The organism is Yoonia sp. 67-2 (genome assembly GCF_035117555.1).
Taxonomy (GTDB): domain Bacteria; phylum Pseudomonadota; class Alphaproteobacteria; order Rhodobacterales; family Rhodobacteraceae; genus Yoonia.
In genome coordinates, this window is sequence record NZ_JAYKPK010000010.1 from 123,718 (window position 1) to 146,618 (window position 22,901).

The window sequence follows — 22,901 nt, forward strand, 5'->3', positions numbered from 1 at the left end:
GCCCTAAGCCTTCGCCAGATCGATGGTGATCGGCTGCCAGGGCGCATCATGCCGGTCGCGCCGATAGCAGCGCACATAGGTCTTTGACCCGACGACACGCATAGCATCGCGCACTGCTTCCATCGCGCGCACCCAGCGGGGGTCTTCGATGTTCTGGCGCAGGAGCATGAAGATTTCCGACCGGTTGATCTTGCCTTCCTTGTCGGTGTTGAACGCGTTGGTGACGATGCCGCGCAGTTCCGGTCCAGCGTATGCAGCCCATTCGTTCAGGCATTCATCGAGCAGGTTCTTGGCAACCTGCAGCTCCGGCCCGAAGTCGATGTAATCGGACACCTGCACAGAAATCTTGAACAGGCCGTCCACCGTCATCAGCGTCTTGTTGCCCTTCTTTCCGCCGACGGTCGCGTTGTATTCCTGTGCCAGCAGCGCCTCGTAGGCCCCGATATCGTCGAAGGTGTGCTGCTTGAACCGGGTGACCTGATCAGAAAGAGGTACCGCATGCCCGATGATCGTGCGCACGGTTTCATCTTCCAGCAGATGCTGCGGCTTGATGTTCTCGATAGGGTCCAGACCGCCTTTAGCGTTGCGCATGTAGATCTTGCCGCCATGTTCTTCGCGGCCGTCGGTCATGATGAAGGGGGCTTGCTTGTTCATTGAATTTCTCCGGAGTTTGCGACGGCATCGCGACCGTCTGGGGTGACTTGGAAAACGTGATCGTAAGGGCCGACCCAAGATGGCCGATCAAGACGCTTCATGAGACCGAGCCAGACGAGGTCAAAGCAGACAGCAAAATCGATGCACGTTCGGTTGCTCACATGGATCCCACGCAGCAAACCGAGATCCTCATTCATGACTCTTTTCAGGAGGTCATAATGTTCATCGGTCAGACCGCTAGGTGTCATAGCTTGGTTCCTTCGTTGCCGATTTCTTGAAGCAATTCGCGACCAGCATCCGTCACGCATCCGGACTGATCGACCATGCCGGCTGCCAACAGCGGCCATGCACCCGAAAGGCCCATCTTGCGGCCATTGTCGCGCAGTGACTGTCCATCGACGGTATCGATAAGTATGTAGCCGGCCTGATCGATCTCGACGGTAGCCCGCCCAGACGCCAAAAAAGCTAGTGCCTGTCGCGGAGCCGGTTTGGACATAGCCGCCTGACAATGCGCGATGCGCTCAGCAGTAAAGGTCATAGCTTGGTTCCTTTCGGTGTCAGGTTGGGGTTTGGCGGGGCAACACGCTCGGGGATCGGCGGCAGCAGGCGAGAGCTTGCGATCAGCCCGGCCATGGCCACGATTTCATCCTGGCTGCACAGCGTAGCACCCCGCGCGCCGAGCAGGTCGACCTTGGTGACCGCGCTGGCGGCAAGATTGATGACCTCCGCGTGGGTAAAGCGTTCGCACATCATGATCCCTCCGTTACATTGTTGGGGCAGTTGCTGCAGGCGCGGTACATGACCACGCGCTGGTGATTGGCGTTCGAAAACACCTTCGCTTTCTTGCGCCAGTCCTGGCATTCATGCAGGGGCAGCAACCCCAGCGCCGGGCATTCGAGGGTGGCACCCATCAGCACGCCCTCGACGCGGGCGCGCACATTGTCGACCTTGCCCGCATACTTGTTGCGCAAGATCTGACTGACGACGGCAGCAGCATAGCCAAGGCGCTTTGCGACCTTGCTCTGCGATGAGGCGGCACAGGCCTTGGCCAGTACATTGACCCATTCGGGCATGTCATGGCCCCATGCCTCGACGGCGATTTCAAATGGGCCACTCATTGCTGCGGCTCCGGAATATGGGTGAAGGTCCCGAGGTTGGCGTCATAGGTCGCCCGGATCCGGCATTCGCGCGGGGCTTTGGGGCCGGTGTTGCGGATCAGCTGATAGGCCGCTTCGCGCTTGCCCGGGATGGCAGTCTGCTTGACCCGCAGATAGGGTTCATCACCCTTGGCCAAAAACCGGCAGAATGTTCGGGCGTCCTCGACGGACACCGCCACCTCGTCAGTCGTGGCGTTGACGGCGATATCGACCGGCGTGAACACCTGCAACTGACGCATGGCCGTCCACATATTGCCGTCAGGTGTCTGAACCGAGCGCTTTTGGGCGACCGTGAATTGCGCCCTGCCCAGACGGGTCAGTTGATAGCGCAGCCGGTTCTTTGTCCCTTTTCCCAGGCATTCAACCAGACCTTTGGCCTCCCAATCCTTCACAACTTTCGTGACGGTTTTCGGGTTCGGCCCCAGATCAAAATAGCTGAACGATGGCATGGCAGCAGCCTTGTTCCGGCAGAGCTGTTCCATTGTGGCGCTGTAACGTGCTTTTGCCATCAGACTGCCTTCCGTGGCATGGGTGCGTTGCCGGTAAAGAAGGCTTTGCGCCCCCAATCCTCGACACCGACGCGCTGCAAGCCCTGCTTTTTGGAAAGCTCGAGAATGTGATCGAGGTTGACGCGGATCCGGCGGATCGATCCGTGCGAGGCGCGCAGCAAAGCATCCAGTACCTCCGGTGCGATTTCGACCTGAGGCACATAAAGGCGGGCCAGATGTTTTACATCGCTCATGTTGCCGGGTTCTGCGGCGACCCAGTCCAGCATGCGCCCATGGACCCGTTCCCATTCGCGCAGCTTTTGCGGCAGCAACTCTTCACCGATCAAAATGACCGGCGCGCCAGACCCTTCGTGGATGTCACGCACAATCTCGATCATCTTGCGCTGCACCAGGAAATCAGCCTCGTCGATCAGCAGCGGCTGATCATGCACGGCCATGTGCTGGCTGATGTCATCGACCATGTCGCTCACAGTGGTGCGGTGTGGCATGCCGATCTCGGTCAGGATTGCCTGGCAAAGCTTCTTTTTTGTCCAGGTCGATTTGACCTGCACGGAAATCGCCTGGAACTTGTTGGTGGCATGGATCGCGGCAAAGGTTTTGCCGAAACCGCTGGGGCCAAAGAACGTGGCCATTCCGGGCAGATTGTGTGCGCGGTGTTTGACCCGGTCCACCAGTTCGACAAGCGACGCCACGTTCCGCAGAGGTGCCACGCTATTGTAAATCGGTTGTTCATGTGTCATTCAAAATCCACCTTTTGTTTAATGCCCGCCGCTCGAGTTCCAGCTCGGCGGCGGTTCTACTTGGCAAGGACGTCTTCCCCGAAATCCTCGACCATGCTCGACCAGGTCCGGTATTCAGCTGTGGTCTGATACCCAGCCAGCCAGACCTGCTGTTGTTTCGTCAGATGCCCGCCAGAGGCCTGCAGCTGCTCAAGTTCACGGGCGCGCACAAACGTGTCACGGCCATCAGCTTCTTCACTCTTGGCCAGCCGCGATGTGCGTGCGGCATCCAGATCGGCGACCATGGCCGACTGGATCGCAGTGACCTTGTCGCTTGGCTGTTCCGCCACGGGCGTCTTGGGAGCATCAAACAGCGGGCGCACGACCTTGGCAGCGACCGGCTCTGCAGGTGCCTGCGGTGTCGCCGCCTCAAGCGCGTCGGCCACATCGCGCACCGTCAGCTTGCGATAAGCTGCCAGCTCTGCCTTTTGCGTTTTGACCCATGCTTTCTTGGCTTTGGCGGTGGCGCGGGCGTCCTCCATATCGAAGAACCCGGCTTTGACTTGGCACGGGGCGAAACCAAGGTAGGCATCCGAGCTGCTGTAGATGTGGATACCGTCCCAGAGCGCCTGACGATCAAAACGTGCGACCACCTTCTGTCCGGCGATGTCGGCCATCCAGTCGGCCCAGTAGCGGTTGCCCATGAAATTGATCTGGCCGGTGGTGCTGTTGGCACGGATACCCTCTGCACCCATCAGCCACAGGCGGCGCTGTGCCGCTGTCGCCTTGCGGATCGGGGCGTTGGCATAGCTCTCGCGGAAAACATCCGCGAAGCTGCGCCCATAGGCGACCTCAGAGCGGCGATCACCGCGTTCATTGTGGTCCTTGATCTCCTCATCGAGGATCTTCTGGAACACCGCCAGCGGCACCGCTGCGTTGCCATAGTTCTCAGGCTTGGCATCAGGGCTGTTGCCCGTATAGGCACCCGCAAAAGCGGGGTGCTTGGCCACGCGATCACACATATCGCGGAATGCGCGCTCGATTGGTTTGGACTGGCCACTATAGGGCAGTGCCCAATGGATTTCGCAGCCGAGGCTGGTCAGCAGACCGGATGGATCATCCTCTTTGACCTTGAAGCGGTACCGCGTCTTGCTGCCGCCGGTAATCAGCTTTGCGGCGAACTCGCGCCCGTTGTCCAGGAGCACATGCTCGGGGATGCCCCAGCGCTCGATCATCTCACCGAGGGTGAGCTGGACGCAGTGGCTGTTCGGTGTGCGGTCTAACCGGTAGGACAGGATCATGCCCGAATGAATGTCCTGGAAGGCGCACATCTGAACGCGGGCGATTTCCTCAGGCTGACCGTCAGCACTGGCCGGAAAGCGCACGAAAACGTCGAAGCGGTGAAAGTCGCCGTTGACGCCCTCAAGGGCATGCATGGCCGTCTTGTCACGGGTCTGGGCGGGGCGCATCCGCTTGAGCGCCTCATACCCTTTCCGGGCATAGACCAGGGCCGTTGGTGACACTGTACGTTTGATCCAGCGCGACACTGTATGGAGCGGGGTAATCTCGATACCCTGTGCCTTGGCTATGCGCACTGTGCGGTCATAACAGGACCGCAGCGTCGGCTCTTCCAGACGCAGGTAATCCGCTTTGATCAAGTCCAGGAACTGGGGATCGATCTCGGTGGCGCGCGGTGAGCGGCGTCCGGTCTGATTGCGCGGTGCCAAATACGGCAGCCGGTCATCGGCGCGAATGCCGCTGACCATGTCGAGCCAGTTCCAGATCGTGCGCGGCGCGACACCTTCCATGCGGGCTACATCGCAGACCGCCATGTTGCGCGTGGATCCACCGGCCTCGAATGCCGCGACCTTCTGGATGATCATCAGGCGCTTCTCTGCCTTGGCCTTCGGACCAGCAGGCAGGGTTTCATACCAGGTCCACGCCTCGTCCCGATCTGGACGCGCATCAGGGATCGGCGCGGCCTTGGCGCGCGACAGCAGCAACGCCTGTGCGCGGTGCGGGAACAGCGTCCAGTGGTATTCCCAGCCGCCACCACGGCCCGTGCGACGGCGTGCGACATCCGGATGGTCGGACCATGCCAGACGCGCCGCCAGATCGTTCACCCGACGCTTGGTTGTCGGCATATCCGGCAGTTCAGCCTCGGCGATCTCAGCCGCGCTCCACCATTCCTGTTGCGGGGCTGTGGTCACTTGAGCATGCCCTCCGCGACCAGAAATTCGTAAATTTCAGATGCCTCATGCGACATGAACCGCTTGCGCGCTGATTTCGGGGCGCGGTCCCATGCCTCCTTCAGGCGTTTAAACGCCCTTTCAACGGGGTCTTTAACTGCGGTCGAACTAACGGTTTTGAGCGCATGAGCGATCTTCTTAACGTCACCCGATGCAAACCGCGCGATGGCTGGTGCCCGTAGCTTTGGCTCGGCCTTGGCGAAGGCCAGCAGATCATTCAATGTGACCCGGGTTGGTGCCGATCTCAGCTTTTCAGCCAGCACTTTATCAAGCTCGGCACCGGCCTCAATATAGCGACGAATTTTGCGTTCATTCAGCCCAGTCTGTTCCGCAGTCATCTTTGCGAACGAATGCAACGGCAACTCTGCCGGATCATTCCACCTAGCCGCTGCACCTGCTTTGCCTTGGGCTGTTTCAGGGTGCTCAGCAAGATACTCCTTGCGACGGGATGCAAGGTGAATAGCACGATCAAGATCAGATAGGTCAGCCCGCGCAAGGTTCGCGTCGATCTCAATCATGCGAATTGATGGCGCTGGCCCTTCATAGCAGCGCACCGGTGCCATCTTATGGTTCAGGCCAAGCAATGCCGCGAACCGATGCCCACCATCCACGAGCTCGAAGCGTCCTTTAGGCATCCTCCGGACGGTCAGCGGGTAAAGCAAGCCATGCTCTTCGATGGAATGTGCGATCACCTCAACCGAGGTGATGTCCACAGGCCGCAACCGGTCATCCGTGATATGGATATCAGCCAGTGCCAGTTCGGTGATGCTGGGGACCAGTTTTGCGCGGCTCATTCTTTCGGTCCTTCCAGCATGGTGTAATTCCAGATGTGCTTCTGCTCGCCCTTCTCGGTCACCGGCTTGCGCTCGCAGATGATGTCGGCACCGTGCTGGCGCAGCTCGGCGACGCAGGCGCTGATCGCCAGCACGCCTGTGCGGCGGGCAATGTCGCGGGTCGAATGCGGACGGCCATCGCGCAGCAGCTTGAGCAAGCGCAGCAAACGGGGTGAATTGAGCGTCGCGGCATGCATCAGATCATTCCCATGTCATTGGCGTGTGCCCGGCAGTACTTGCACATACGGTTATGCTTACCCTCGCTCTCAAAGGGCTTTTCACAGGTGATGCAGGGGCGAGTTTGTGTCTCGACAATGGGGGTGATTTCCACCCGATCCATCATGCGGTTGGCGTCCTTGTAGGTGCCGTAGCCGCCACGGATCACTTCCTTGGTGTTCATATCCACGATGTCCCAGCCGTCTGACTGGTTCGGCTTGACACACAACCTCATGCCACACCCCCGATGTAGGTTGGGCGTACATTGCCGCCCAAGCGGAAGTTTGCATGGCGCACAAGCGTGAAACCGAGCAGATCTTCGCATTGCTCGTCGGACCCACGGTGCTCCCTCATTCCTGCAGCGAACATCGGGCGCAGAGCCAAGACAAGAAGCTCCACTTCACGCGCGAAACTGTCGGCCTCAAACTGCATCCCTTCGCCGCGCGTTGCGGCAAACCAAATCCACGCTTTTCGCGCTATCTCGGTTTGGTACTGCAGAATGCAGTTCTGCCAGAGGATCGGCATATTGTCGGCCATCAGGTGACCTCCCCGTAGACAAAGGTCAGGACATCGCGCAGGTCATCCAGCGCGTCACCATGCGCGAGGAGCCACGTATGGGCATCAAGGGCGCGCTCGAGCTGAGCAGCGCTATTATCAAGGGCCTGGTCCTGCGCGGCCGGATCGTCAACTTTTCCCGCCTGATCGATCCAGACTCGCACCAGCCCTAGCGCATCTAGCAGATCATCAAACGCAGTGACCGGCGTCACTGGTGGGATCGACAGGCCGCTCATGGCTGCACCCAGAACAACGTCGCACCGACCGGCCGCACCCAGTAAAGCACTGCCCCATAAGTGGACCAGATGACGATCATCAGGGCGAACAATGTCACCTCGATCCGTGACGGAGCCTCTTTCAACCAACGCCACATTACGCCTGCTCCTCATGTGCGAAGTCAGCGCCTTCGACTAAGGACCGGGCGTCGCGCGCCAAGCTCTCCAGCCGCCGCAAATGCGGGGCGCTGCCACGCTGTGCTGCGCCGTTCACCAGCTCGATCGCAAAGGCGAGGCGCTGCACTTCCGTCATGCCCGCGCAAGCCTCGCGTGCCATGTCGACAAGGTCGATCTTGCGTCAGATCATGGGCGTCGCTCCGATGCTGCAAAAATGTTGGCAATTTCCTTGAGCTTGGCCACCGATTTAGACCACGCAATTTCATGCGGTTTGCCGTCGAGATATGGATCCTGCTTTAAGCTCCAGTGGCTTAGCCCACCGGGCGAGATCGTAAAAACGATCTCACCAAAATTTGCGACAGCTGTGTAAATTCCCGTACGCACCCAGGCCATATTACGCGGGGCACTCATGCTGCCGCCTCGTTGGCGTCAGGACGATCAATTTCGCTTGGCCACTCAAGGTCATTTGGCCAGTTACGAGAGAACCAAGAAAGAACACGTTGCGCACGGCGCAGTGTGCAATCTGACTGCAACTTCAACGACGCAAAGAACTTTCCGTCGTTCGTCGCATAGGTCGAAACCGTCGATAACTTCAGTCCTGTATGTTCAGCATACATCTCTGCCAGAGTGATCAGTTTTTGCTTGTTCATAGCGCCCTCGGTATCGTTACCTTATACATACAGGGTATCTTTACCGATAGTCAACAGGGCAGTAATTCGGTATGTTCACCGAATCATGAAGAGCGATGAAAAATCATTTGAAGATGCGGTCAGAGACCGGTTAGAAGCCCTTGGGAAAAGGGCTTATGCTGTTGAAGTTGAAGCGGGATTACCGCCTGATGCAATTCGCAATGTGCTTCGAAGTAGCAAAAAGAGCGGACCAACTCTAAGTAGAGTTAAAGAGATCTGCGCCGCTCTCGGGTTGGAATTTTACGTCGGCCCCCCTCGGGAAACCAATTCAGTGCACCACACGATTATCGGTGGCGAAGACTATGCCACTGTTAGCTACCACGACGTTTCAGCTTCAGCCGGGCCAGGTGAAGAGGCCGATCCGCACGCAGTAGTCCAAGACTATGTATTCCGTCGTGATTGGCTAAAGCGTCAGGGCGTCGCACCTCAGGACGCCGCCATGCTTCGCGCGCGGGGCGACAGCATGGTACCGATGATTTCGGACGGAGACGTGTTGCTGATCGATACGAAGCGCCGAAACCCACCTGTCGCACCTCGCACCCAACCCGGCATGCGGAGGTCATCGATCTATGTTGTTGACGTCGACGGCCAGACCCGAGTCAAATGGGTCGAACGACCTGACAACATAACCCTTATTCTGTATTCCGAGAATGCATACAATTATCACCCCGAGATATTTATGGGGGAAGAGTTGGATGAGAGGCTACGGTTCATCGGCAAGGTGATCTGGTGGGGACATACGGTCCGCTAAATTTCCAACTTATCTGCAGCTTTCACGGATTACGGGAGCCCGTGGGGATCGATACGCTTCGCTGACTGATCTCCTCTATCGAGAGATTGATCTCGCGCGAAACTGCGGTGTCTTCCAAAAGCCTGTCGTCCAATGCGATCTGACGATCCAGCAAAGCCTTGCCTACCATCAGTTGACGGCGGATGTCGCGCAGAGTGACTTCCAGGCGCGAAACAGCCTCTGCTGAGGCCGCATCACATCCGGCGCGAGATGCGTTGTTCCAGTTTGCCATCGGGATCTCGACCGGCACAGAGTTCCCGGCAAGTCCGTCAAAGGCGGTGATCAGCGGAGCAAAGCGCATGTTCGCCTCATCGTAATCCATGCCGTCGCAGACGGACAGTGTCGCCATGCCAGTCATCATATCGTTCCGGCGCTCGTGGGACAGGCTGCCTTGTACGACCATCTGATTGAGGTAGTTGATTTCTGCGATCAATTCAGACGATGGCGTCGCAGCATAATCAACTATTTCCGCCTTGGCGGGACCAGATACGATGCACAGGACAATTGCTGCGGCTCTAAGTTGCATAGGATATCTCCAGTTTCTGACGTTCGATCTACTGCTTACCTTCAGACCGCCTGATCCGCCGGATAGCGCGGTTCATAATGCGCTTAATCCGCGCCGTATATTCCGCATCACGTGCTTTTAGTCGCTCTCTTGCGGCGCGTATTGCCTCAACATCCTGTTTTTCATTATCATTTAGCGCTTCAGTCCATTTTGCCATGTAGCCCTCACGCTGTACAACTTCCTCGATTATGCCTGTTTAGGCCAAAAAGTGTAGTGTGTCACGCTTGATGGTAAGTTCCGCCTAGATCGGCGAAAATAGCGTCCCAGTTCGGATCGGCGCAATGATCCACACCAGAATGCTATGCCCATGTTTCTATTGCGTTAATCGATAAGTGGGACGCTTTTGCCGAACTGGGCGCAAAACCGCCCAGTTCGGAAGCATGTTTTCAAACCCATTTCTAGCCTGACCACGCATTCATTGCGCCTTTAAACCCTATTTTAAAAGGTTATTGAACAATCACCTATCAGCTATCGCTGGCCACCAAGTGAAACGCGCCACAGCGTCGATATCCGCCCAAACCGTGCCTTTTTTGCAATCTCTGCAAACAACGCGCCTGTCCGAGCCTTCCAATCGTCCACGCTCTCACACGCCTTATTTATATGGTCAATTTTCGCTGGTTATCGGGTGTTCCCGCATGTTCCCACATTCTGGCCGCACTGCAACAACAACTGTTTACTTACAGCCCAATTGCCATCAGGGGCGCATCGGCACAGATTGTGACCAACAAAGGAGCACTTCATGAACATCGACCTGCTGAAACGACTTTGCGAAATGCCTGGCGTGCCGGGCAATGAACACCGCGTCCGCGACCTGATCACATCAGAGATCAAAGGCCTGTTCGATGAGGTCAAGACCGACCCGATGGGGTCACTGCTCTGTCGCCGTGATGCGAAAAAGAAAGACGCGCCGCGCATCATGCTCTTGTGCCACATGGATGAGATCGGCTTTCTGGTCAGCCATATCACCAAGGAGGGCTATCTTTACCTGCAACCGGTCGGCGGGTTTGATCCACGCAACCTGTTTTCGCGTCGGGTGCTGGTCTGCACCGACAATGGTGATTTCAAAGGCGTGATGAACCCCGGCGGCAAGCCGATCCATATTTCCTCCCCCGAAGACCGCAAAAAGGTCCCCGAGGTCAGCGAATTCTTTGTCGATCTCGGCATGGGCAAGGCCGCTTGCGACAAGGTCAAGGTCGGCGATTTCGTGGTGATGGATGAACCCTTTCTTGAGATGGGCGATAAGGTCGTGTCCAAGGCGCTGGATAACCGCATCGCCTGCTGGCTGGGGATCGAGGCGATCCGCAAACTGGCGAAAAAAGGCCGCGGCGCGGAAATTCATGTTGCCTTTACCTGTCAGGAAGAGGTCGGTCTGCGCGGTGCGCGCACGGCAGCCTATGCGATCAAGCCTGATATCGGGCTGGGGATTGACGTGACCTTGGCCTGCGACACGCCCGGCATCGCGGATAAAGACGCGACAACGACGCAAGGCGCAGGCTTCGGTCTGCATATCCGCGACGGGTCTTTCATCGCCGACAAAGCGCTGGTCAGCGAGATCGAGGCGCTCGCGATCAAAAAGAAGATCCCCTATCAGCGCACCATGCTGGCCGCAGGCGGCCAGGACGGGGCCGCAGCGCAACAAGCCGCTGCTGGCGCGCGCGCTGTCGGGATCGTGGTTGGCACACGCTATATCCATACCGTGACCGAAATGGTCGATAAGGGTGATCTGCAGGCGGCACTGGATATTCTGGTGGCCTATCTGTCGGAATTTTGATGCGGGTGGCGGGCATGCCAGCCATGCCCGCGCCACAGCTTAGTGAAACATGACAAATTTCATCATGACCAAGGCCAGCGCAAGCAGCGCGGCGATCCTTGTGTAAACACAAAGCACCAGCCAAAGGCCCAGAAAGACAAATGCGAGATAATAGGCGGTGTCATAAACATGCGCCCAGCCAAGCGGCTCAAGCAGGACCGTAATGGCAGGGTTCAGCGCGACGGGCATCCCAGAAAGGCCAAGGATCCCGATGCAGAATAACAAAAGACCTGCGAAAGAGGCGCTGATATAGGCGCTATAATCCAACATATGACAGCCGCACTTGAAACGTTTTCTTCGTCTCTCAAGCGGTATGCACATAATACCACGCGGTCAATATGCGGGAACGCTTTTGTTTAATGCGCCTGATCAAGGCGGGAAACAGTGGATGCAAAGCCACGATTGGGGCGCTTGGCGTGGTTCGCGGACGGTTTTTTAGCCCGCGAACCGCCCAAGACGACGCAGATCAACAACGTGATCAACACTAAATCCAACATACTCGTTACCCCCGCCAGTCTCTGGCTTCACTCGTGTCAAAAATCGACATCACTCATCTGGGTGTCGATCTAAAAATAAATCATGCTCTAATCATGGCAGAACCGAGGTATCACCATGAAAGGCTGTAGTAAAACATTTACAAAAGGACAGGTATCGGACGGCGCGCGACATAATCAATCAGGAATTGCACGCGTTCCGACATTTTTCTCCGACAGTCGCTGTTTTGCCACCGGACACAGCGACCACCACTTTACTTCGCTGATTCCAATGCAGCGATCCGGGCGGCCAGTGCTTCGTTTTCTTCGCGGGCTTTCTGGGCCATCGCGCGTACCGCATCGAATTCTTCGCGGGTCACAAAGTCGCGATCCGCAAGCCAGCGATCCATCATCGATTTCATCGCGGTCTGTGCTTCATCGCGTGCGCCTTGGGCGACGCCCATGGCATTGGTCATCAACTGGCTGAGATCGTCAAAGATCTTGTTCTTGTTCTGCATGGTACTCTCCATCTGGTTGCCTTCTATATGGGGCCTGATGCGCAACCAGACAAGCGTGTTGGCCCGCTTGACATCATCGCCGCCTGCCATCACCAAAGCGCCATGATAGCAGCGATCCCCTTTCCCGATATCTCGCCCGAGATTTTCACGATCAACCTGTTCGGGTTTTCGCTGGCCCTGCGCTGGTATGCGATGGGTTATATCGTCGGTATCGCACTCGGCTGGATGATCATCAAAGCCGCCCTGCGCCGCCCGGATGTCTGGCGCAATGGCGCCCCGATGGACCCCGCAAGGCTGGAAGACCTGCTGACCTATATCGTGCTGGGTGTGATCGGCGGCGGACGTCTGGGCTATGTTTTATTCTACCAGCCCGGGGAATTTCTGGCCGATCCGGTCGCGATCATCCGGATCTGGGAGGGTGGTTTATCCTTTCACGGGGGATTTATTGGCGTCGTTCTGGCTGTTTACCTGTTCAGCCGCCGCCATAAGGTTCCGCTGCCCGATCTGGCCGATATCATTGCGGTCGCCGCCACGCCCGCCATCCTGCTGGTGCGGATCGCCAATTTCATCAATGCCGAACTTTGGGGCCGCCCGACGGATGTGCCTTGGGGTGTCGTATTTCCCGGCGCGGCGGCGCAATCCTGCGCCACGCTGACTGAACCCTGCGTGCGCCATCCGTCGCAGCTTTATGAGGCGGGGCTGGAAGGCTTGGTTCTGGGTACGATCCTGCTGCTGCTTGCCTTCCGCTTTGGCGGGCTGAAAAAACCTTGGCTGCTGTCAGGTGTGTTCTTTACAGGCTACGGCATCGCGCGGTTCATCGTCGAATTCGTGCGCCAGCCCGATGCGCAGTTCGTCAGTGTCGGAAATGAACTGGGCCTTGCGCTGCATTACGGCGGTTACGGTCTGACGATGGGGCAATTGCTGACGCTGCCGATGATTGTGATGGGGCTGATCGTGGTGGCGATCACCAGCCGCAGATGAGCGCGCTGCGCGATCTTCTGCTGACCCGGATCGCACAGACCGGGCCGATCAGCATCGCGAGCTTCATGGGCGATGCGCTGATGCATCCCACACATGGCTATTACGCGACCCGCGATCCGTTCGGCGCTGCGGGCGATTTCACCACAGCGCCAGAGATCAGCCAGATGTTCGGCGAATTGATCGGCCTGTCGCTGGCGCAAGCCTGGCTGGATCAGGGCACGCCTGATCCTGTGATCCTGGCCGAACTTGGCCCCGGTCGCGGCACGCTGATGGAAGATATCCTGCGTGCGACGGCCAGCGTGCCCGGCTTTCACGACGCCCTGACCGTGCATTTCATTGAGACCTCTGCCCATCTGCGCCGGATGCAGGCCGAAAGGGTGCCGCAGGCGATCTGGCATGACCAGATCGACAGCCTGCCAGATGCGCCCTTGCTGCTGGTGGCGAATGAGTTTTTCGACGCCCTGCCGATCCGGCAATTCATCCGCGCAGGCAATGGCTGGCGCGAAAGAATGGTGGGCGCGCAGGACGGGCAATTGTGCTTTGGCCTGTCAGATGCAGTGCCTTTGGCACAGCTTGCGGATCGGCTGGCCGATACCAAGGATGGGGATCTGATCGAAACCTGTCCCGCCCTGCCCGGCATCATCAGCGCTCTTGTAGACAGGATCGCCCGACACGGCGGTGCCGCGCTGATCATTGATTACGGCGACTGGCAGTCGCTGGGCGACACTTTGCAGGCGCTCGCCGGCCATGCGCCCGCCGATCCGCTGGCTGATCCGGGCGCGGCTGACCTGACCGCCCATGTCGATTTTGCCGCGATTGCCGCGCATGCCGCCCCCGCCCGCCACAGCCGTCTGACCGCGCAAGGCGTGTTTCTGGAACGGCTGGGAATCACTGCGCGTGCGCAAAAACTCGCCACCCGTCTGACCGATGCCGCGCTTGAGGCGCATGTCGCCGCACATCGGCGCTTGACCCACCCTGCCGAAATGGGTGACCTTTTCAAAGTGATGGCGCTTTACCCCGCCACGGCCACACCGCCTCCCGGATTGGACCCATGACGCTAGACATCATCACCGATCCCGCGCTTGGCGCGGCGCGCCACGGGTTTTTCACCCGCAAAGGCGGGGCGTCATCCGGCGTCTTTGCCGGGCTGAATTGCGGCTTTGGCAGTTCTGACCAACAGGATATCGTGGCGATCAACCGCGAACGGGCGGCGGATGCGCTGGCCCTCGCACCACATCAGTTGATCGGCGTGCATCAGGTTCATTCTGCCGATGTCGTTACCGTCACAGATGCGACCCCGGTGCTGCAAAAAGCCGATGCGCTTGTGACCCGCAGTAAAGGCATCGGCCTTTCGATCCTGACCGCCGATTGCCAGCCGGTGCTGTTCTGCGATCAGACCGCAGGCGTGATCGGGGCGGCCCATGCCGGATGGAAAGGCGCGCTGACAGGCGTGCTGGAACAGACCATGCGTGCCATGGAAAAACTGGGCGCGGCGCGCCGGAATATCGTTGCGGTTATCGGCCCCTCGATCAGCCAGCGCAATTACGAAGTCGGCGCCGATTTCCGCGACCGTTTTCTGGCGGTCGATCCCGGCTATGACAGGTTCTTTGCCGCAGGCCAGCAGTCACGGTTCCAGTTCGACCTGCCCGGCTTTGGCCTGATGCGGCTGCGCAGCTTTGGCGTGGGACAGGCCCATTGGACCGGCCATTGCACCTATGCCGATCCGGGCCGGTTTTTCAGCTATCGCCGCAGCGTCCATCTGCAAGAGGCTGATTATGGCCGTCTGATCGCAGCGATCCGCCTGTAATCAAGGCGGCATTGCGACGCCGGAATGGCGGCTTGGTGGCGTACGCGCAGGGCGGCCCGGACCGGGCGAAATTTCAGCATGAAATCAGCTCGTTAAGCCGATCTCTGTTGCAGGCGTTTTCATCCGCGCTTTGCCATAGTGCTGCCGCGTTGCGCGCACATCCTATAGGCATGGACATATTGGATATTTCAATCAGAACGGGCAATTGCAGCAAATCCGCTGCCCTGCCGCAGCGAAAATACACCATCAGCCATCTTGGCACCGATGGTGAGATCGCGGATGCCCGCTTCACCGCCCCGGCGATCCCGGCGTTTGAGGATGCATTCGCCGCTTTGGGGCGCGGCACGATCCTGCAAACCCCGGGCGGGAGCGTCGCGGTCGAAGATCTTGTGCCGGGCGATCAGATCCGGATGAGCGAGGGTCATTTTATGCCGCTCTTGTGGCGCGGCACGGTGACCATCAGCCCAGAGGATGTCGCCGGCCCCTACTCCCGGCGGATGCTGACACGGATCACGGCCGGCGCTTTGGGGATTGGGCGTCCGCTGCAGGATCTGATCCTTGGTCCCGCCGCAAGGCTGCGCCATTGCACGACCGGCATCACACAGCTGACCGGCAGCCGTGCCGCCTATATCCCGGCCAGCGATTTTGTGGATGGTGATCAATTCATCGCGCTGCGCCCGACCGCGCCGGTCGATCTTTATCAGCTTGGCTTTGCCAGTCAGGAAACACTGTTGGTCAATGGCATCGGTGTCGAAAGCCTTAACCCTGGCACCGCCTTTGGTCTTGGTCTGCGCGGCACGACGCTGGCACAATATCTCGCGATGTTTCCGCATCTGCACTGTCTGGAAGATATGGGCCTGCCCAGACACCCGCGCCTGCGGCTGACTGATCTGGAAATGTTGCGCTAAGCCAGCGCGATCCGCACCGACCGCGCCCAGAACCGCCACAGCAGCAATACCGCCGCGACCAGCAGGCCCAGCACCAGCCCGACCCAGATCCCGACACTGCCGAAATCAAAGTAAAACGCCAAAAGATAGCTGATCGGCAAACCAACGATCCAATAGCTGAACGAGGCCATGATCATCGGCACGGTGGTATCCTGCACCCCGCGCAACAGCCCCAATGCAACGACCTGCAAACCATCGACCAGTTGAAACAGACCGGCCATGATCACCAGCGTGATCCCGACCTGCATCAGGCGCAGCCGCTCCGGCTCTGCCGGATCAATGAACAGCGACACCAATGTCCCCGGTATCAGCAAAAACACGACAGATGTCGCGGTCGCATAAACCGCCGACAACCCCAGTGCCGCGATCCCGCCGCGGCGCAGGTTCGGCTCGTCCCGCCGCCCCAAGGCACGGCCCGCGCGCACGGTGGCCGCCTGCGAAAATCCGATATGCACCATGAAGGTCAGGCTGGCCAATTGGATTGCGATACCATGGGCCGCCAATTGGATTGGCCCGATCCAGCCCATCATGATGGCCGAGGCGGTGAACAACCCGCCTTCTGCCAAAGATGTCAGCCCAATGGGCCAACCCAGCAGAAAGACACGGCGCATAATCTCGCTATCTGGGCGGTGGAAATTGCGGAACAATTGATATTGCGGCAGGACTTTGACGATATAGCCGACCAGTAGCGCGACCGTCAGCAGATTGACGAAAAGCGATGCGATTGCCGCCCCTTCGATCCCCAGTTCCGGCGCGCCGAAATTACCGAAAATCAGTGCATAATTGATCAGCCCATTCAGCAAGGCCGTCCCCACCGTCGCCCACAGGATAAAGGCAGTATGTTCCAGCGCCACCAGAAAGGATTTGAACGCCATTACAAGCAGCGTCGGGATCATCCCCCAGATCACGATGCGCAGGTAAAGATGCGCCTCTGCCGCAACCACCGGGTCCTGCCCGATGGCCAGCAGAATCTGTTCGGACCAAAAGAACGGCAGCATCACGATGACACCATAGATGATCGACAGCCACAGACCCATCCGCGTGACGCGCCGGACCTGCACGTGATCATCCTGTTCATTCGCCGCCGCGACCAAAGGCGTGATCGCCTGCGCGAATCCCGCGCCAACGATAAAGGTCACGAAAAACAAGGATGTGGCGATGGTTGCGGCAGCCAAAGCCGTCACATCATACCAGCCCAGCATCAATGTGTCGGTCATATGGATCGCAAATTGCGCCATATTGCTGAGAATCAACGGAATTCCCAGTTTCCAGATCGCCCGGTTATGTTCGCTGTATGTTTGGGCAATTGGCTGCATTTCGCCAGCTTTAGGGGCGAAATGCAAAGTCGTAAAGCGCTATTACACGCTACGCAGCACCAGTTGCAAAGCCAGCACAACCACGACCGCACCCGCGGCGATCTCGGCACTCGCCATCATCTGCGCGGTGCCACGGTTGCTGACCAGCCGCAGCGCCGATTCGCGAAACCCGACCGCAGCAAAGGCCACCAGAACGGTGATGCTGGCGGTGCCCAGCCCCATCACAAAGGCCCCGACAATCCCGGCCCAATCCAGATCAAACCGCCATGTCAGGATCAGCAGAAACAACGCCCCGGTGCAGGGCCGGACCGCAATCGCGGCGATGATTGCGGCGGCATCGCGCAAAGACCTCACCTCGGCCGCTTGCGCAGGTGTCGGGCCATGGGCATGGCCGCAGCTGCTGCAGACTGCATCATGGTGATGCGCCGGCTGGCTTTGTGCCCGCAGATGCCGCGCGCCGCGCAGCACCAGCCACAGCCCGACGCCCGCGATCAGCGCATAGCTGAACGGTTCCAGCAGATCATCAGCAAAGCTGGTCATCTGTTCGCGCCCCCAGCCCAGCACCCAGACAGCGCCATAAACCAGCAACACCGCCGTCGCCGCCTGTGCTAGGGATGAGGCCAGCGCCAGCCCCGCCAGCCGCCCGACTGGGACCCGCGCGCCGACGCCGTAACCGCCGATCACCAGCTTGCCATGCCCCGGACCCGCCGCATGGACGAAACCATAGGCGAAACATAGACCCCAGAGCGTCATGACCGCCCCCGGTTCACCCTGTTGCAAGGCGCGCAAGGCACCGGCCATCGCATTTTGCACATCACGTTGCATCATCGCGGCCTGCTGGGCCACCTGCCCCGCGCCGCCAAACCCCCAAAGCCACAAAGCCGCCGCACCAATCGCGGCCAGCCCCGCTAGAGCAAGCCAGCGCATGTCACCACCACCGTATCGGCAAAGGACCGGCCCACTTCAGGAAATTCCTCGTCCGGGCCGACATCGCTTGCGGGCCTGCCATAAAGCAATTCATCGACCAGCGAATAGGCCGCGTTCAGATCGGCGGGGATGATCGAAACCTCGCAATCATCGCGGCCTTCAATCGTCACGTCACCGGCGATTTCATAGGCAATGTAATAGGTCGGATCATATGGCAGGATCGTCAGCGGTGTCGTGCGATCCGCCAGCGTGATGGGCCGCAGATGCGTTTCGCGCATCAACCCGTCCTGATAGATCATCGCATGATCGCGCTTGTCGGCCAGCGTCAATATCTGCTCACCCTGCAACACCTCAAGATCACCCTCGAAATCCGGGGGCCATGCGGCGATCTGTTCATCCAGCATCACCTGTTCCTCGGGCGTCAGTTGCAGATCACCATCGGCATCGATCCCCAGATCGGAGGTGACCAGCATCGAAAAATAGGCGTCATAGACCCAATCAAGCCGCACCGCGACCTCGCCGTCCGGCGCAAAGACCACGGCCATATCGACCTGCACGAAAACATGCGGATGCGCCAAGGCCGGCAGCGGCAGCAGCATCGCGGGGATCAGGGATAATTTACGCAACATGCTGTTTGGTAACCCGATCACGTCACTGCCGCAATCGGGCTTGGCCACACTTGGCTGTGATCTGCGCAAGCGCCTGATCACTTAGCATGTCCGCTTAGCATTAACCCAGGACGTCACGCCAGGAATGTTGCGGATTGAACCCAACCATGCGCTTGGCCTTGCCATTGGCGTACATGGTTTCGTTCTCGGCCAATGTGCCGCGCACCTCGACCCCTTGATAGAAGCGGTCAATCACCTCTTGCGCGGAAATCCCAACACTCAGGTCATCATTGGAGACGTTGAAAATCTGATAACCCAGCCCATCGGTTTTCAGACAGCAATCGACCATATGTCCGAGATCACGCGCATCGATATAGGCAAAGATGTTGCGGCGGCGCAGGGACGCGTCATCGACGAAAGCCGGGAACATCGTTTCATATTCATGCGGCTCGATCACATTGTTGATCCGCAACCCATAGATATCCGTGCCGGACCGCGCCTGAAACGACTTTGCCGTCATCTCATTGCAGACCTTCGACATGGCATAGCTGTCATGCGGCACGGTCGGGTGGTCCTCATCCACCGGCACATAGTCTGGCTTGACCTCGCCCTGCGCGAAACACACGCCATAGGTGGTTTCCGAACTGGCAAAGATCACCTTGGGCACGCCCAGTTTCACCGCTGCTTCGATCACATTATAGGTGGACATCGTATTGATGCGGAAACATTCACCATCGGTGCCGATCATCACGCGCGGCACGGCGGCGAAATGCACGACGGCATCGAAACGTGGCACGCCATTGGCGGCCTCCAGTTCATGGAAATCAATGAATTGCGACATCGCCCCAATGACCTGCCCGGAATCGGTCAGATCGACCAGCAGTTCCGACACATCCAGCCCCGATGGCACCATATCGATATTCACGACCGTGTGCCCCTGCGCCTGCAGATGACGTATCGCATGTTTGCCAGCCTTGCCGCTGCCGCCTGTGAAGAAAATACGCATAACCTACCTCCCGAAGTGAAACGTTTGCGCAGAGTTTTCCACGACCCGCAGGCCAGTGCAACCACCCTTGGCGCGCTCGGCCCTTTCATGCGGCAATCCCCTCTGCCATAAAGGCGCAAACCACCAAGAAAAGAGCAGCCCATGGCCGACGACCTTTTGTCCGCAAGCGGACCCGACGATTACAACGCCTCCAGCATCGAGGTGCTGGAAGGGCTGGAACCCGTCCGCAAGCGCCCCGGCATGTATATCGGCGGCACCGATGAACGCGCCTTGCACCATCTGGTGGCCGAAGTGCTGGACAATTCGATGGACGAGGCTGTCGCTGGCCATGCCAATCGGATCGAGGTGGAACTGCACGCCGATTATTCCGTCACCGTGCGCGACAACGGGCGCGGTATCCCGGTCGATCCGCATCCGAAATTCCCCGATAAATCCGCGCTGGAGGTGATCCTTTGCACTTTGCACGCAGGCGGCAAGTTCTCCGGCAAGGCCTATCAGACCTCGGGCGGGTTGCACGGCGTCGGTGCCTCGGTGGTCAACGCCTTGTCGGATTCGATGGTCGTGCAGGTCGCACGGAACAAAGAGCTCTTTGAGCAACGCTTTTCCCGCGGCCTGCCCCTTGGCCCGATCCAGAAAATGGGGCCAACGCAAAACCGGCGCGGCACCACGGTGACTTTCCACGCGGATGAGCAGATTTTCGGCAATCAGAAATTCAAACCCGCACGGCTGTATAAATCGATCCAGTCCAAGGCTTACCTTTTTTCCGGCGTGAAAATCCACTGGAAATCGGAAATCAGCGATGGCGAAACCCCGCAGGAAGCGACCTTCCATTTCCCCGGTGGGCTGTCGGACTACCTCAAGGAAACCTTGGGCAAGGCCGCGACCTATGCCGAGCGGCCCTTCGCTGGCTCTGTCGAATTCGCCGATAAATTCAACGAACCCGGCAAGGTCGAATGGGCGATCAACTGGACGCCGGTGCGTGATGGGTTCCTGCAATCTTATTGCAACACCGTCCCCACGCCGGAAGGCGGCACCCATGTCGCCGGTTTTTGGGCCGCGATCCTGAAAGGGATCAAAGGATACGGTGAACTCGCAGGCAACAAGAAAGCCGCGCAAATCACGCGGGAGGACCTGATGTCCGGCGGCTGCGCGCTCGTATCCTGCTTCATCCGCGATCCCGCCTTCGTAGGCCAGACCAAGGACCGGCTGTCGTCCGAAATCGCCGCACGGATGACCGAAGGCGCCGTGCGCGACCATTTCGACAATTGGCTGGCCGCCGATACCAAATCCGCAGGCGCGATCCTTGATTTTCTGGTGCTGCGGGCCGAGGAACGGCTGAAACGCCGTCAGGAAAAGGAAACCGCGCGTAAATCCGCGACCAAGAAACTGCGCCTGCCCGGCAAGCTGACTGACTGCACATCAAAAGACCGCGCCGGCACGGAATTGTTCATCGTCGAGGGTGATTCTGCCGGTGGCTCCGGCAAGGGCGCGCGCAACCGGGTCAATCAGGCGCTGCTGCCGCTCAAGGGCAAAATCCTGAACGTGCTGGGGGCGGCCTCGAACAAGCTGAACACCAATCAGGAAATCAATGATCTGTGCGAGGCGTTGGGCGTCCAGATGGGCACCAAATTCAACGTCGAAGACCTGCGGTATGACAAAATCATCATCATGACCGATGCCGATGTCGACGGCGCGCATATCGCATCGCTGTTGATGACCTTCTTCTTCACGCAGATGCGGCCGCTGATCGACCACGGGCATCTCTATCTGGCCTGCCCGCCGCTTTACCGGCTGACGCAAGGCGCACGGCGGATCTATGTCGCCGATGATGCTGAAAAGGAAAAGCATCTGGCCAAGGGACTGGGCGGCAAGGGCAAAATCGACGTGCAACGCTTCAAAGGTCTGGGCGAGATGGATGCCAAGGACCTGAAAGAAACCACGATGGACCCCGCGACCCGCAAACTGATCCGCGTGACCGTGCATGATGAGATCCCTGGCGACACGGCGGATCTGGTGGAACGGCTGATGGGGAAGAAACCGGAATTGCGGTTCCAGTATATTCAGGAGAATGCCCGGTTTGTGGAGGAGTTGGATGTTTGAGGGATGACGATCAAGAAATTAACCTAAGAGATCCTCAGGATATCTCTTTACAAATAATCAGCCTTGCTCGTGATGAAGTCGAAAGAATACTCATAGGATCAAAGCTTGATTTGAGTGATCACACGATATCCACCTTGATAAGGTTGATGAGCTACGCGAGCGGGAGAAGCCAATGCGTAAGCTTTCTTCTTTCGCATCAATATCTTTGGGATACCGAAATTGTACTTAGATCATTTTATGAGGCCATCGTAAAAATATTGTTTATTTGCCAACATCCCAACGAGGCGGCAGAGAAACTAGTGAATGAGTTTTGGGGAGACTATTTAAGGGCTGAGAATAAACTTACAGCAAATCGCGCACGAATTGCTCTAAAGCTCGCGGGTGAAGCGATGAGTTCAGATGATGCCAGAATATTCGCAGCGTTATCTAGAAGTGGTACCCTTGATGAGAGCATTTCTAATAAAGAGCAACGACGAAAAGTTATGCGGAAATGGTCTTTCACAGAAATGGTGAACACACTTGACCAGTCATTACATTTTTCTGGTGCGTTAGTTCATATTTACGGAATTCAGAGTCATCTATGTCATGCAGATAATGTTGCACTAGATTTCATTTATGACGATATGACTCGGCCAGCCGAAGAGGCTCGACTTAAACAAGCTTCACATGTTTGCAGAGTATTATCCGACCAAGCAAACCTCTGGTATATCGCAGCACTTTCAATCAGCAAGCTTGCAAAACTACCAATTAATAATGACGTGTTCCATGAACTTCTTACTAAGCTTTCGACCGAAACAACTACCGTAACTGAGGCATTTCACAGGAGCCAAGACGGGCTGTACGATCAGTTACAACAGTAGCCACACCACCCCCTTTCCCTAACGTCACCCCGCCCTATCTTCCCTCCATGCGCCACTTAATCCTCACCCTCCTCCTCGCCACCCCAGCCGTGGCCCAGTCGGTCGAAACCGACCTCGAACTGGTCCTGCTCGCCGATGCCTCCGGTAATCTCCCCTTTTTTAACGGGGTGCATCCGTAGAATTCATGCAGCCATATTCAATTTCATGACGGGTGTGATGC

32 protein-coding genes are annotated in these 22,901 nt (G+C 58.1%); 8 read left to right on the forward strand and 24 right to left on the reverse strand.

Annotation, left to right across the window (positions count from 1 at the left end; genetic code table 11):
- Positions 1-3: 3 nt before the first annotated feature.
- From VOY09_RS15600 to VOY09_RS15680, 17 genes are read right to left on the reverse strand one after another with little or no spacing between them, the layout of a single operon-like run.
- Complete coding sequence (locus VOY09_RS15600; RefSeq protein WP_322895202.1) at positions 4-654, reverse strand: DUF3164 family protein; 651 nt, start codon at positions 652-654, stop codon at positions 4-6.
- Complete coding sequence (locus VOY09_RS15605) at positions 651-902, reverse strand: hypothetical protein (protein WP_322895203.1); 252 nt, start codon at positions 900-902, stop codon at positions 651-653. The genes VOY09_RS15600 and VOY09_RS15605 overlap by 4 nt, the downstream gene beginning before the upstream one ends.
- On the reverse strand, positions 899-1,192 hold the full coding sequence (locus VOY09_RS15610) for a hypothetical protein (protein ID WP_322895204.1): 294 nt from the start codon (positions 1,190-1,192) through the stop codon (positions 899-901). Before VOY09_RS15610 ends, VOY09_RS15605 begins: the two co-directional genes overlap by 4 nt.
- Positions 1,189-1,407 (reverse strand): hypothetical protein, encoded by a 219-nt coding sequence (locus VOY09_RS15615; RefSeq protein ID WP_322895205.1) that lies wholly within the window; start codon positions 1,405-1,407, stop codon positions 1,189-1,191. Before VOY09_RS15615 ends, VOY09_RS15610 begins: the two co-directional genes overlap by 4 nt.
- Positions 1,404-1,772, reverse strand: a complete 369-nt coding sequence (locus VOY09_RS15620; RefSeq protein WP_322895206.1) for a hypothetical protein — start codon at positions 1,770-1,772, stop codon at positions 1,404-1,406. Before VOY09_RS15620 ends, VOY09_RS15615 begins: the two co-directional genes overlap by 4 nt.
- Entirely contained in the window at positions 1,769-2,320 is a 552-nt protein-coding gene (locus VOY09_RS15625) for a hypothetical protein (RefSeq protein ID WP_322895207.1), read from the reverse strand. The genes VOY09_RS15620 and VOY09_RS15625 overlap by 4 nt, the downstream gene beginning before the upstream one ends.
- Positions 2,320-3,060: an ATP-binding protein gene (locus tag VOY09_RS15630; protein WP_322895208.1), complete on the reverse strand. Its 741-nt coding sequence runs from the start codon at positions 3,058-3,060 to the stop codon at positions 2,320-2,322. The genes VOY09_RS15625 and VOY09_RS15630 overlap by 1 nt, the downstream gene beginning before the upstream one ends.
- A gap of 56 nt (positions 3,061-3,116) precedes the next feature.
- A complete protein-coding gene (locus VOY09_RS15635) occupies positions 3,117-5,249 on the reverse strand; it encodes a transposase domain-containing protein (protein ID WP_323811292.1) in 2,133 nt (710 codons plus the stop codon).
- Entirely contained in the window at positions 5,246-6,082 is an 837-nt protein-coding gene (locus VOY09_RS15640) for a ParB/RepB/Spo0J family partition protein (RefSeq protein ID WP_322895210.1), read from the reverse strand. Before VOY09_RS15640 ends, VOY09_RS15635 begins: the two co-directional genes overlap by 4 nt.
- Positions 6,079-6,318 carry a helix-turn-helix domain-containing protein gene (locus VOY09_RS15645; RefSeq protein WP_322895211.1) on the reverse strand — a complete coding sequence of 80 codons (240 nt, stop codon included), beginning with the start codon at positions 6,316-6,318 and terminating at the stop codon, positions 6,079-6,081. The genes VOY09_RS15640 and VOY09_RS15645 overlap by 4 nt, the downstream gene beginning before the upstream one ends.
- Positions 6,318-6,527 (reverse strand): hypothetical protein, encoded by a 210-nt coding sequence (locus VOY09_RS15650; protein ID WP_322895212.1) that lies wholly within the window; start codon positions 6,525-6,527, stop codon positions 6,318-6,320. The genes VOY09_RS15645 and VOY09_RS15650 overlap by 1 nt, the downstream gene beginning before the upstream one ends.
- A gap of 41 nt (positions 6,528-6,568) precedes the next feature.
- Positions 6,569-6,874 (reverse strand): hypothetical protein, encoded by a 306-nt coding sequence (locus VOY09_RS15655; protein ID WP_322895213.1) that lies wholly within the window; start codon positions 6,872-6,874, stop codon positions 6,569-6,571.
- On the reverse strand, positions 6,874-7,128 hold the full coding sequence (locus tag VOY09_RS15660; protein WP_322895214.1) for a hypothetical protein: 255 nt from the start codon (positions 7,126-7,128) through the stop codon (positions 6,874-6,876). The genes VOY09_RS15655 and VOY09_RS15660 overlap by 1 nt, the downstream gene beginning before the upstream one ends.
- A complete protein-coding gene (locus VOY09_RS15665) occupies positions 7,125-7,265 on the reverse strand; it encodes a hypothetical protein (protein ID WP_322895215.1) in 141 nt (46 codons plus the stop codon). Before VOY09_RS15665 ends, VOY09_RS15660 begins: the two co-directional genes overlap by 4 nt.
- Positions 7,265-7,444 (reverse strand): hypothetical protein, encoded by a 180-nt coding sequence (locus VOY09_RS15670; RefSeq protein WP_322895216.1) that lies wholly within the window; start codon positions 7,442-7,444, stop codon positions 7,265-7,267. Before VOY09_RS15670 ends, VOY09_RS15665 begins: the two co-directional genes overlap by 1 nt.
- A 26-nt stretch (positions 7,445-7,470) precedes the next feature.
- Positions 7,471-7,695 (reverse strand): hypothetical protein, encoded by a 225-nt coding sequence (locus tag VOY09_RS15675; protein WP_322895217.1) that lies wholly within the window; start codon positions 7,693-7,695, stop codon positions 7,471-7,473.
- The gene (locus tag VOY09_RS15680) at positions 7,692-7,934 is read right to left on the reverse strand and encodes a hypothetical protein (RefSeq protein WP_322895218.1); all 243 of its coding nucleotides are present in this window, start codon (positions 7,932-7,934) and stop codon (positions 7,692-7,694) included. Before VOY09_RS15680 ends, VOY09_RS15675 begins: the two co-directional genes overlap by 4 nt.
- Before the next feature lie 85 nt (positions 7,935-8,019).
- On the opposite strand from VOY09_RS15680, the gene VOY09_RS15685 reads away from it, so the two are divergent.
- Positions 8,020-8,724: a S24 family peptidase gene (locus VOY09_RS15685; protein WP_322895219.1), complete on the forward strand. Its 705-nt coding sequence runs from the start codon at positions 8,020-8,022 to the stop codon at positions 8,722-8,724.
- Positions 8,725-8,746: 22 nt separating this feature from the next.
- Here VOY09_RS15685 and VOY09_RS15690 read toward each other — a convergent pair whose 3' ends face one another.
- Positions 8,747-9,289: a hypothetical protein gene (locus VOY09_RS15690; RefSeq protein WP_322895220.1), complete on the reverse strand. Its 543-nt coding sequence runs from the start codon at positions 9,287-9,289 to the stop codon at positions 8,747-8,749.
- 778 nt (positions 9,290-10,067) lie between these two features.
- On the opposite strand from VOY09_RS15690, the gene VOY09_RS15695 reads away from it, so the two are divergent.
- Positions 10,068-11,099 (forward strand): M42 family metallopeptidase, encoded by a 1,032-nt coding sequence (locus tag VOY09_RS15695; RefSeq protein WP_322895221.1) that lies wholly within the window; start codon positions 10,068-10,070, stop codon positions 11,097-11,099.
- A gap of 39 nt (positions 11,100-11,138) precedes the next feature.
- Here the strand turns inward: VOY09_RS15695 and VOY09_RS15700 are convergent, their stop codons facing one another.
- Together VOY09_RS15700 and VOY09_RS15705 are read right to left on the reverse strand one after the other, a co-directional pair.
- Positions 11,139-11,408, reverse strand: a complete 270-nt coding sequence (locus VOY09_RS15700) for a hypothetical protein (RefSeq protein ID WP_322895222.1) — start codon at positions 11,406-11,408, stop codon at positions 11,139-11,141.
- A gap of 478 nt (positions 11,409-11,886) precedes the next feature.
- On the reverse strand, positions 11,887-12,129 hold the full coding sequence (locus tag VOY09_RS15705; protein WP_322895239.1) for an accessory factor UbiK family protein: 243 nt from the start codon (positions 12,127-12,129) through the stop codon (positions 11,887-11,889).
- Between the two features lie 102 nt (positions 12,130-12,231).
- Between VOY09_RS15705 and lgt the strand changes: the two genes are divergently transcribed.
- The 4 genes from lgt to VOY09_RS15725 all read left to right on the forward strand — a co-directional run bounded on the left by lgt (position 12,232) and on the right by VOY09_RS15725 (position 15,825).
- On the forward strand, positions 12,232-13,110 hold the full coding sequence (lgt, locus tag VOY09_RS15710; protein WP_322895223.1) for a prolipoprotein diacylglyceryl transferase: 879 nt from the start codon (positions 12,232-12,234) through the stop codon (positions 13,108-13,110).
- A complete protein-coding gene (locus tag VOY09_RS15715) occupies positions 13,107-14,165 on the forward strand; it encodes a class I SAM-dependent methyltransferase (RefSeq protein WP_322895224.1) in 1,059 nt (352 codons plus the stop codon). Before lgt ends, VOY09_RS15715 begins: the two co-directional genes overlap by 4 nt.
- The gene (gene pgeF / locus VOY09_RS15720) at positions 14,162-14,917 is read left to right on the forward strand and encodes a peptidoglycan editing factor PgeF (RefSeq protein ID WP_322895225.1); all 756 of its coding nucleotides are present in this window, start codon (positions 14,162-14,164) and stop codon (positions 14,915-14,917) included. The genes VOY09_RS15715 and pgeF overlap by 4 nt, the downstream gene beginning before the upstream one ends.
- A 170-nt stretch (positions 14,918-15,087) precedes the next feature.
- Positions 15,088-15,825 carry a Hint domain-containing protein gene (locus tag VOY09_RS15725; RefSeq protein ID WP_416236764.1) on the forward strand — a complete coding sequence of 246 codons (738 nt, stop codon included), beginning with the start codon at positions 15,088-15,090 and terminating at the stop codon, positions 15,823-15,825.
- On the opposite strand, the gene VOY09_RS15730 is transcribed toward VOY09_RS15725, so the two are convergent.
- From VOY09_RS15730 to VOY09_RS15745, 4 genes are read right to left on the reverse strand one after another with little or no spacing between them, the layout of a single operon-like run.
- Positions 15,822-17,180 carry an MATE family efflux transporter gene (locus VOY09_RS15730; protein ID WP_322895227.1) on the reverse strand — a complete coding sequence of 453 codons (1,359 nt, stop codon included), beginning with the start codon at positions 17,178-17,180 and terminating at the stop codon, positions 15,822-15,824. The two genes, VOY09_RS15725 and VOY09_RS15730, sit on opposite strands and share 4 nt — an antisense overlap.
- Before the next feature lie 42 nt (positions 17,181-17,222).
- On the reverse strand, positions 17,223-18,107 hold the full coding sequence (locus VOY09_RS15735; protein WP_322895228.1) for a hypothetical protein: 885 nt from the start codon (positions 18,105-18,107) through the stop codon (positions 17,223-17,225).
- Positions 18,089-18,805 (reverse strand): DUF1007 family protein, encoded by a 717-nt coding sequence (locus VOY09_RS15740; protein WP_322895229.1) that lies wholly within the window; start codon positions 18,803-18,805, stop codon positions 18,089-18,091. Before VOY09_RS15740 ends, VOY09_RS15735 begins: the two co-directional genes overlap by 19 nt.
- Before the next feature lie 31 nt (positions 18,806-18,836).
- Positions 18,837-19,721, reverse strand: a complete 885-nt coding sequence (locus tag VOY09_RS15745; RefSeq protein ID WP_322895230.1) for an NAD(P)-dependent oxidoreductase — start codon at positions 19,719-19,721, stop codon at positions 18,837-18,839.
- 141 nt (positions 19,722-19,862) lie between these two features.
- On the opposite strand from VOY09_RS15745, the gene parE reads away from it, so the two are divergent.
- Both parE and VOY09_RS15755 read left to right on the forward strand, forming a co-directional pair.
- Entirely contained in the window at positions 19,863-21,821 is a 1,959-nt protein-coding gene (gene parE / locus VOY09_RS15750) for a DNA topoisomerase IV subunit B (RefSeq protein WP_322895231.1), read from the forward strand.
- A complete protein-coding gene (locus VOY09_RS15755) occupies positions 21,818-22,681 on the forward strand; it encodes a DUF5677 domain-containing protein (protein ID WP_322895232.1) in 864 nt (287 codons plus the stop codon). The genes parE and VOY09_RS15755 overlap by 4 nt, the downstream gene beginning before the upstream one ends.
- Positions 22,682-22,901 lie beyond the last annotated feature (220 nt).

Excerpts from the sequence above, each read along its gene's own strand:
- VOY09_RS15600 (WP_322895202.1), bottom strand. The coding sequence starts at position 654 with ATGAACAAGCAAGCCCCCTTCATCATGACCGACGGCCGCGAAGAACAT.
- VOY09_RS15605 (WP_322895203.1), bottom strand. The coding sequence starts at position 902 with ATGACACCTAGCGGTCTGACCGATGAACATTATGACCTCCTGAAAAGA.
- VOY09_RS15610 (WP_322895204.1), bottom strand. The coding sequence starts at position 1,192 with ATGACCTTTACTGCTGAGCGCATCGCGCATTGTCAGGCGGCTATGTCC.
- VOY09_RS15615 (WP_322895205.1), bottom strand. The coding sequence starts at position 1,407 with ATGATGTGCGAACGCTTTACCCACGCGGAGGTCATCAATCTTGCCGCC.
- VOY09_RS15620 (WP_322895206.1), bottom strand. The coding sequence starts at position 1,772 with ATGAGTGGCCCATTTGAAATCGCCGTCGAGGCATGGGGCCATGACATG.
- VOY09_RS15625 (WP_322895207.1), bottom strand. The coding sequence starts at position 2,320 with ATGGCAAAAGCACGTTACAGCGCCACAATGGAACAGCTCTGCCGGAAC.
- VOY09_RS15630 (WP_322895208.1), bottom strand. The coding sequence starts at position 3,060 with ATGACACATGAACAACCGATTTACAATAGCGTGGCACCTCTGCGGAAC.
- VOY09_RS15640 (WP_322895210.1), bottom strand. The coding sequence starts at position 6,082 with ATGAGCCGCGCAAAACTGGTCCCCAGCATCACCGAACTGGCACTGGCT.
- VOY09_RS15645 (WP_322895211.1), bottom strand. The coding sequence starts at position 6,318 with ATGCATGCCGCGACGCTCAATTCACCCCGTTTGCTGCGCTTGCTCAAG.
- VOY09_RS15655 (WP_322895213.1), bottom strand. The coding sequence starts at position 6,874 with ATGGCCGACAATATGCCGATCCTCTGGCAGAACTGCATTCTGCAGTAC.
- VOY09_RS15660 (WP_322895214.1), bottom strand. The coding sequence starts at position 7,128 with ATGAGCGGCCTGTCGATCCCACCAGTGACGCCGGTCACTGCGTTTGAT.
- VOY09_RS15665 (WP_322895215.1), bottom strand. The coding sequence starts at position 7,265 with ATGTGGCGTTGGTTGAAAGAGGCTCCGTCACGGATCGAGGTGACATTG.
- VOY09_RS15670 (WP_322895216.1), bottom strand. The coding sequence starts at position 7,444 with ATGGCACGCGAGGCTTGCGCGGGCATGACGGAAGTGCAGCGCCTCGCC.
- VOY09_RS15675 (WP_322895217.1), bottom strand. The coding sequence starts at position 7,695 with ATGAGTGCCCCGCGTAATATGGCCTGGGTGCGTACGGGAATTTACACA.
- VOY09_RS15680 (WP_322895218.1), bottom strand. The coding sequence starts at position 7,934 with ATGAACAAGCAAAAACTGATCACTCTGGCAGAGATGTATGCTGAACAT.
- VOY09_RS15685 (WP_322895219.1), top strand. The coding sequence starts at position 8,020 with ATGAAGAGCGATGAAAAATCATTTGAAGATGCGGTCAGAGACCGGTTA.
- VOY09_RS15690 (WP_322895220.1), bottom strand. The coding sequence starts at position 9,289 with ATGCAACTTAGAGCCGCAGCAATTGTCCTGTGCATCGTATCTGGTCCC.
- VOY09_RS15695 (WP_322895221.1), top strand. The coding sequence starts at position 10,068 with ATGAACATCGACCTGCTGAAACGACTTTGCGAAATGCCTGGCGTGCCG.
- VOY09_RS15700 (WP_322895222.1), bottom strand. The coding sequence starts at position 11,408 with ATGTTGGATTATAGCGCCTATATCAGCGCCTCTTTCGCAGGTCTTTTG.
- VOY09_RS15705 (WP_322895239.1), bottom strand. The coding sequence starts at position 12,129 with ATGCAGAACAAGAACAAGATCTTTGACGATCTCAGCCAGTTGATGACC.
- lgt (WP_322895223.1), top strand. The coding sequence starts at position 12,232 with ATGATAGCAGCGATCCCCTTTCCCGATATCTCGCCCGAGATTTTCACG.
- VOY09_RS15715 (WP_322895224.1), top strand. The coding sequence starts at position 13,107 with ATGAGCGCGCTGCGCGATCTTCTGCTGACCCGGATCGCACAGACCGGG.
- pgeF (WP_322895225.1), top strand. The coding sequence starts at position 14,162 with ATGACGCTAGACATCATCACCGATCCCGCGCTTGGCGCGGCGCGCCAC.
- VOY09_RS15725 (WP_416236764.1), top strand. The coding sequence starts at position 15,088 with ATGGACATATTGGATATTTCAATCAGAACGGGCAATTGCAGCAAATCC.
- VOY09_RS15730 (WP_322895227.1), bottom strand. The coding sequence starts at position 17,180 with ATGCAGCCAATTGCCCAAACATACAGCGAACATAACCGGGCGATCTGG.
- VOY09_RS15735 (WP_322895228.1), bottom strand. The coding sequence starts at position 18,107 with ATGCGCTGGCTTGCTCTAGCGGGGCTGGCCGCGATTGGTGCGGCGGCT.
- VOY09_RS15745 (WP_322895230.1), bottom strand. The coding sequence starts at position 19,721 with ATGCGTATTTTCTTCACAGGCGGCAGCGGCAAGGCTGGCAAACATGCG.
- parE (WP_322895231.1), top strand. The coding sequence starts at position 19,863 with ATGGCCGACGACCTTTTGTCCGCAAGCGGACCCGACGATTACAACGCC.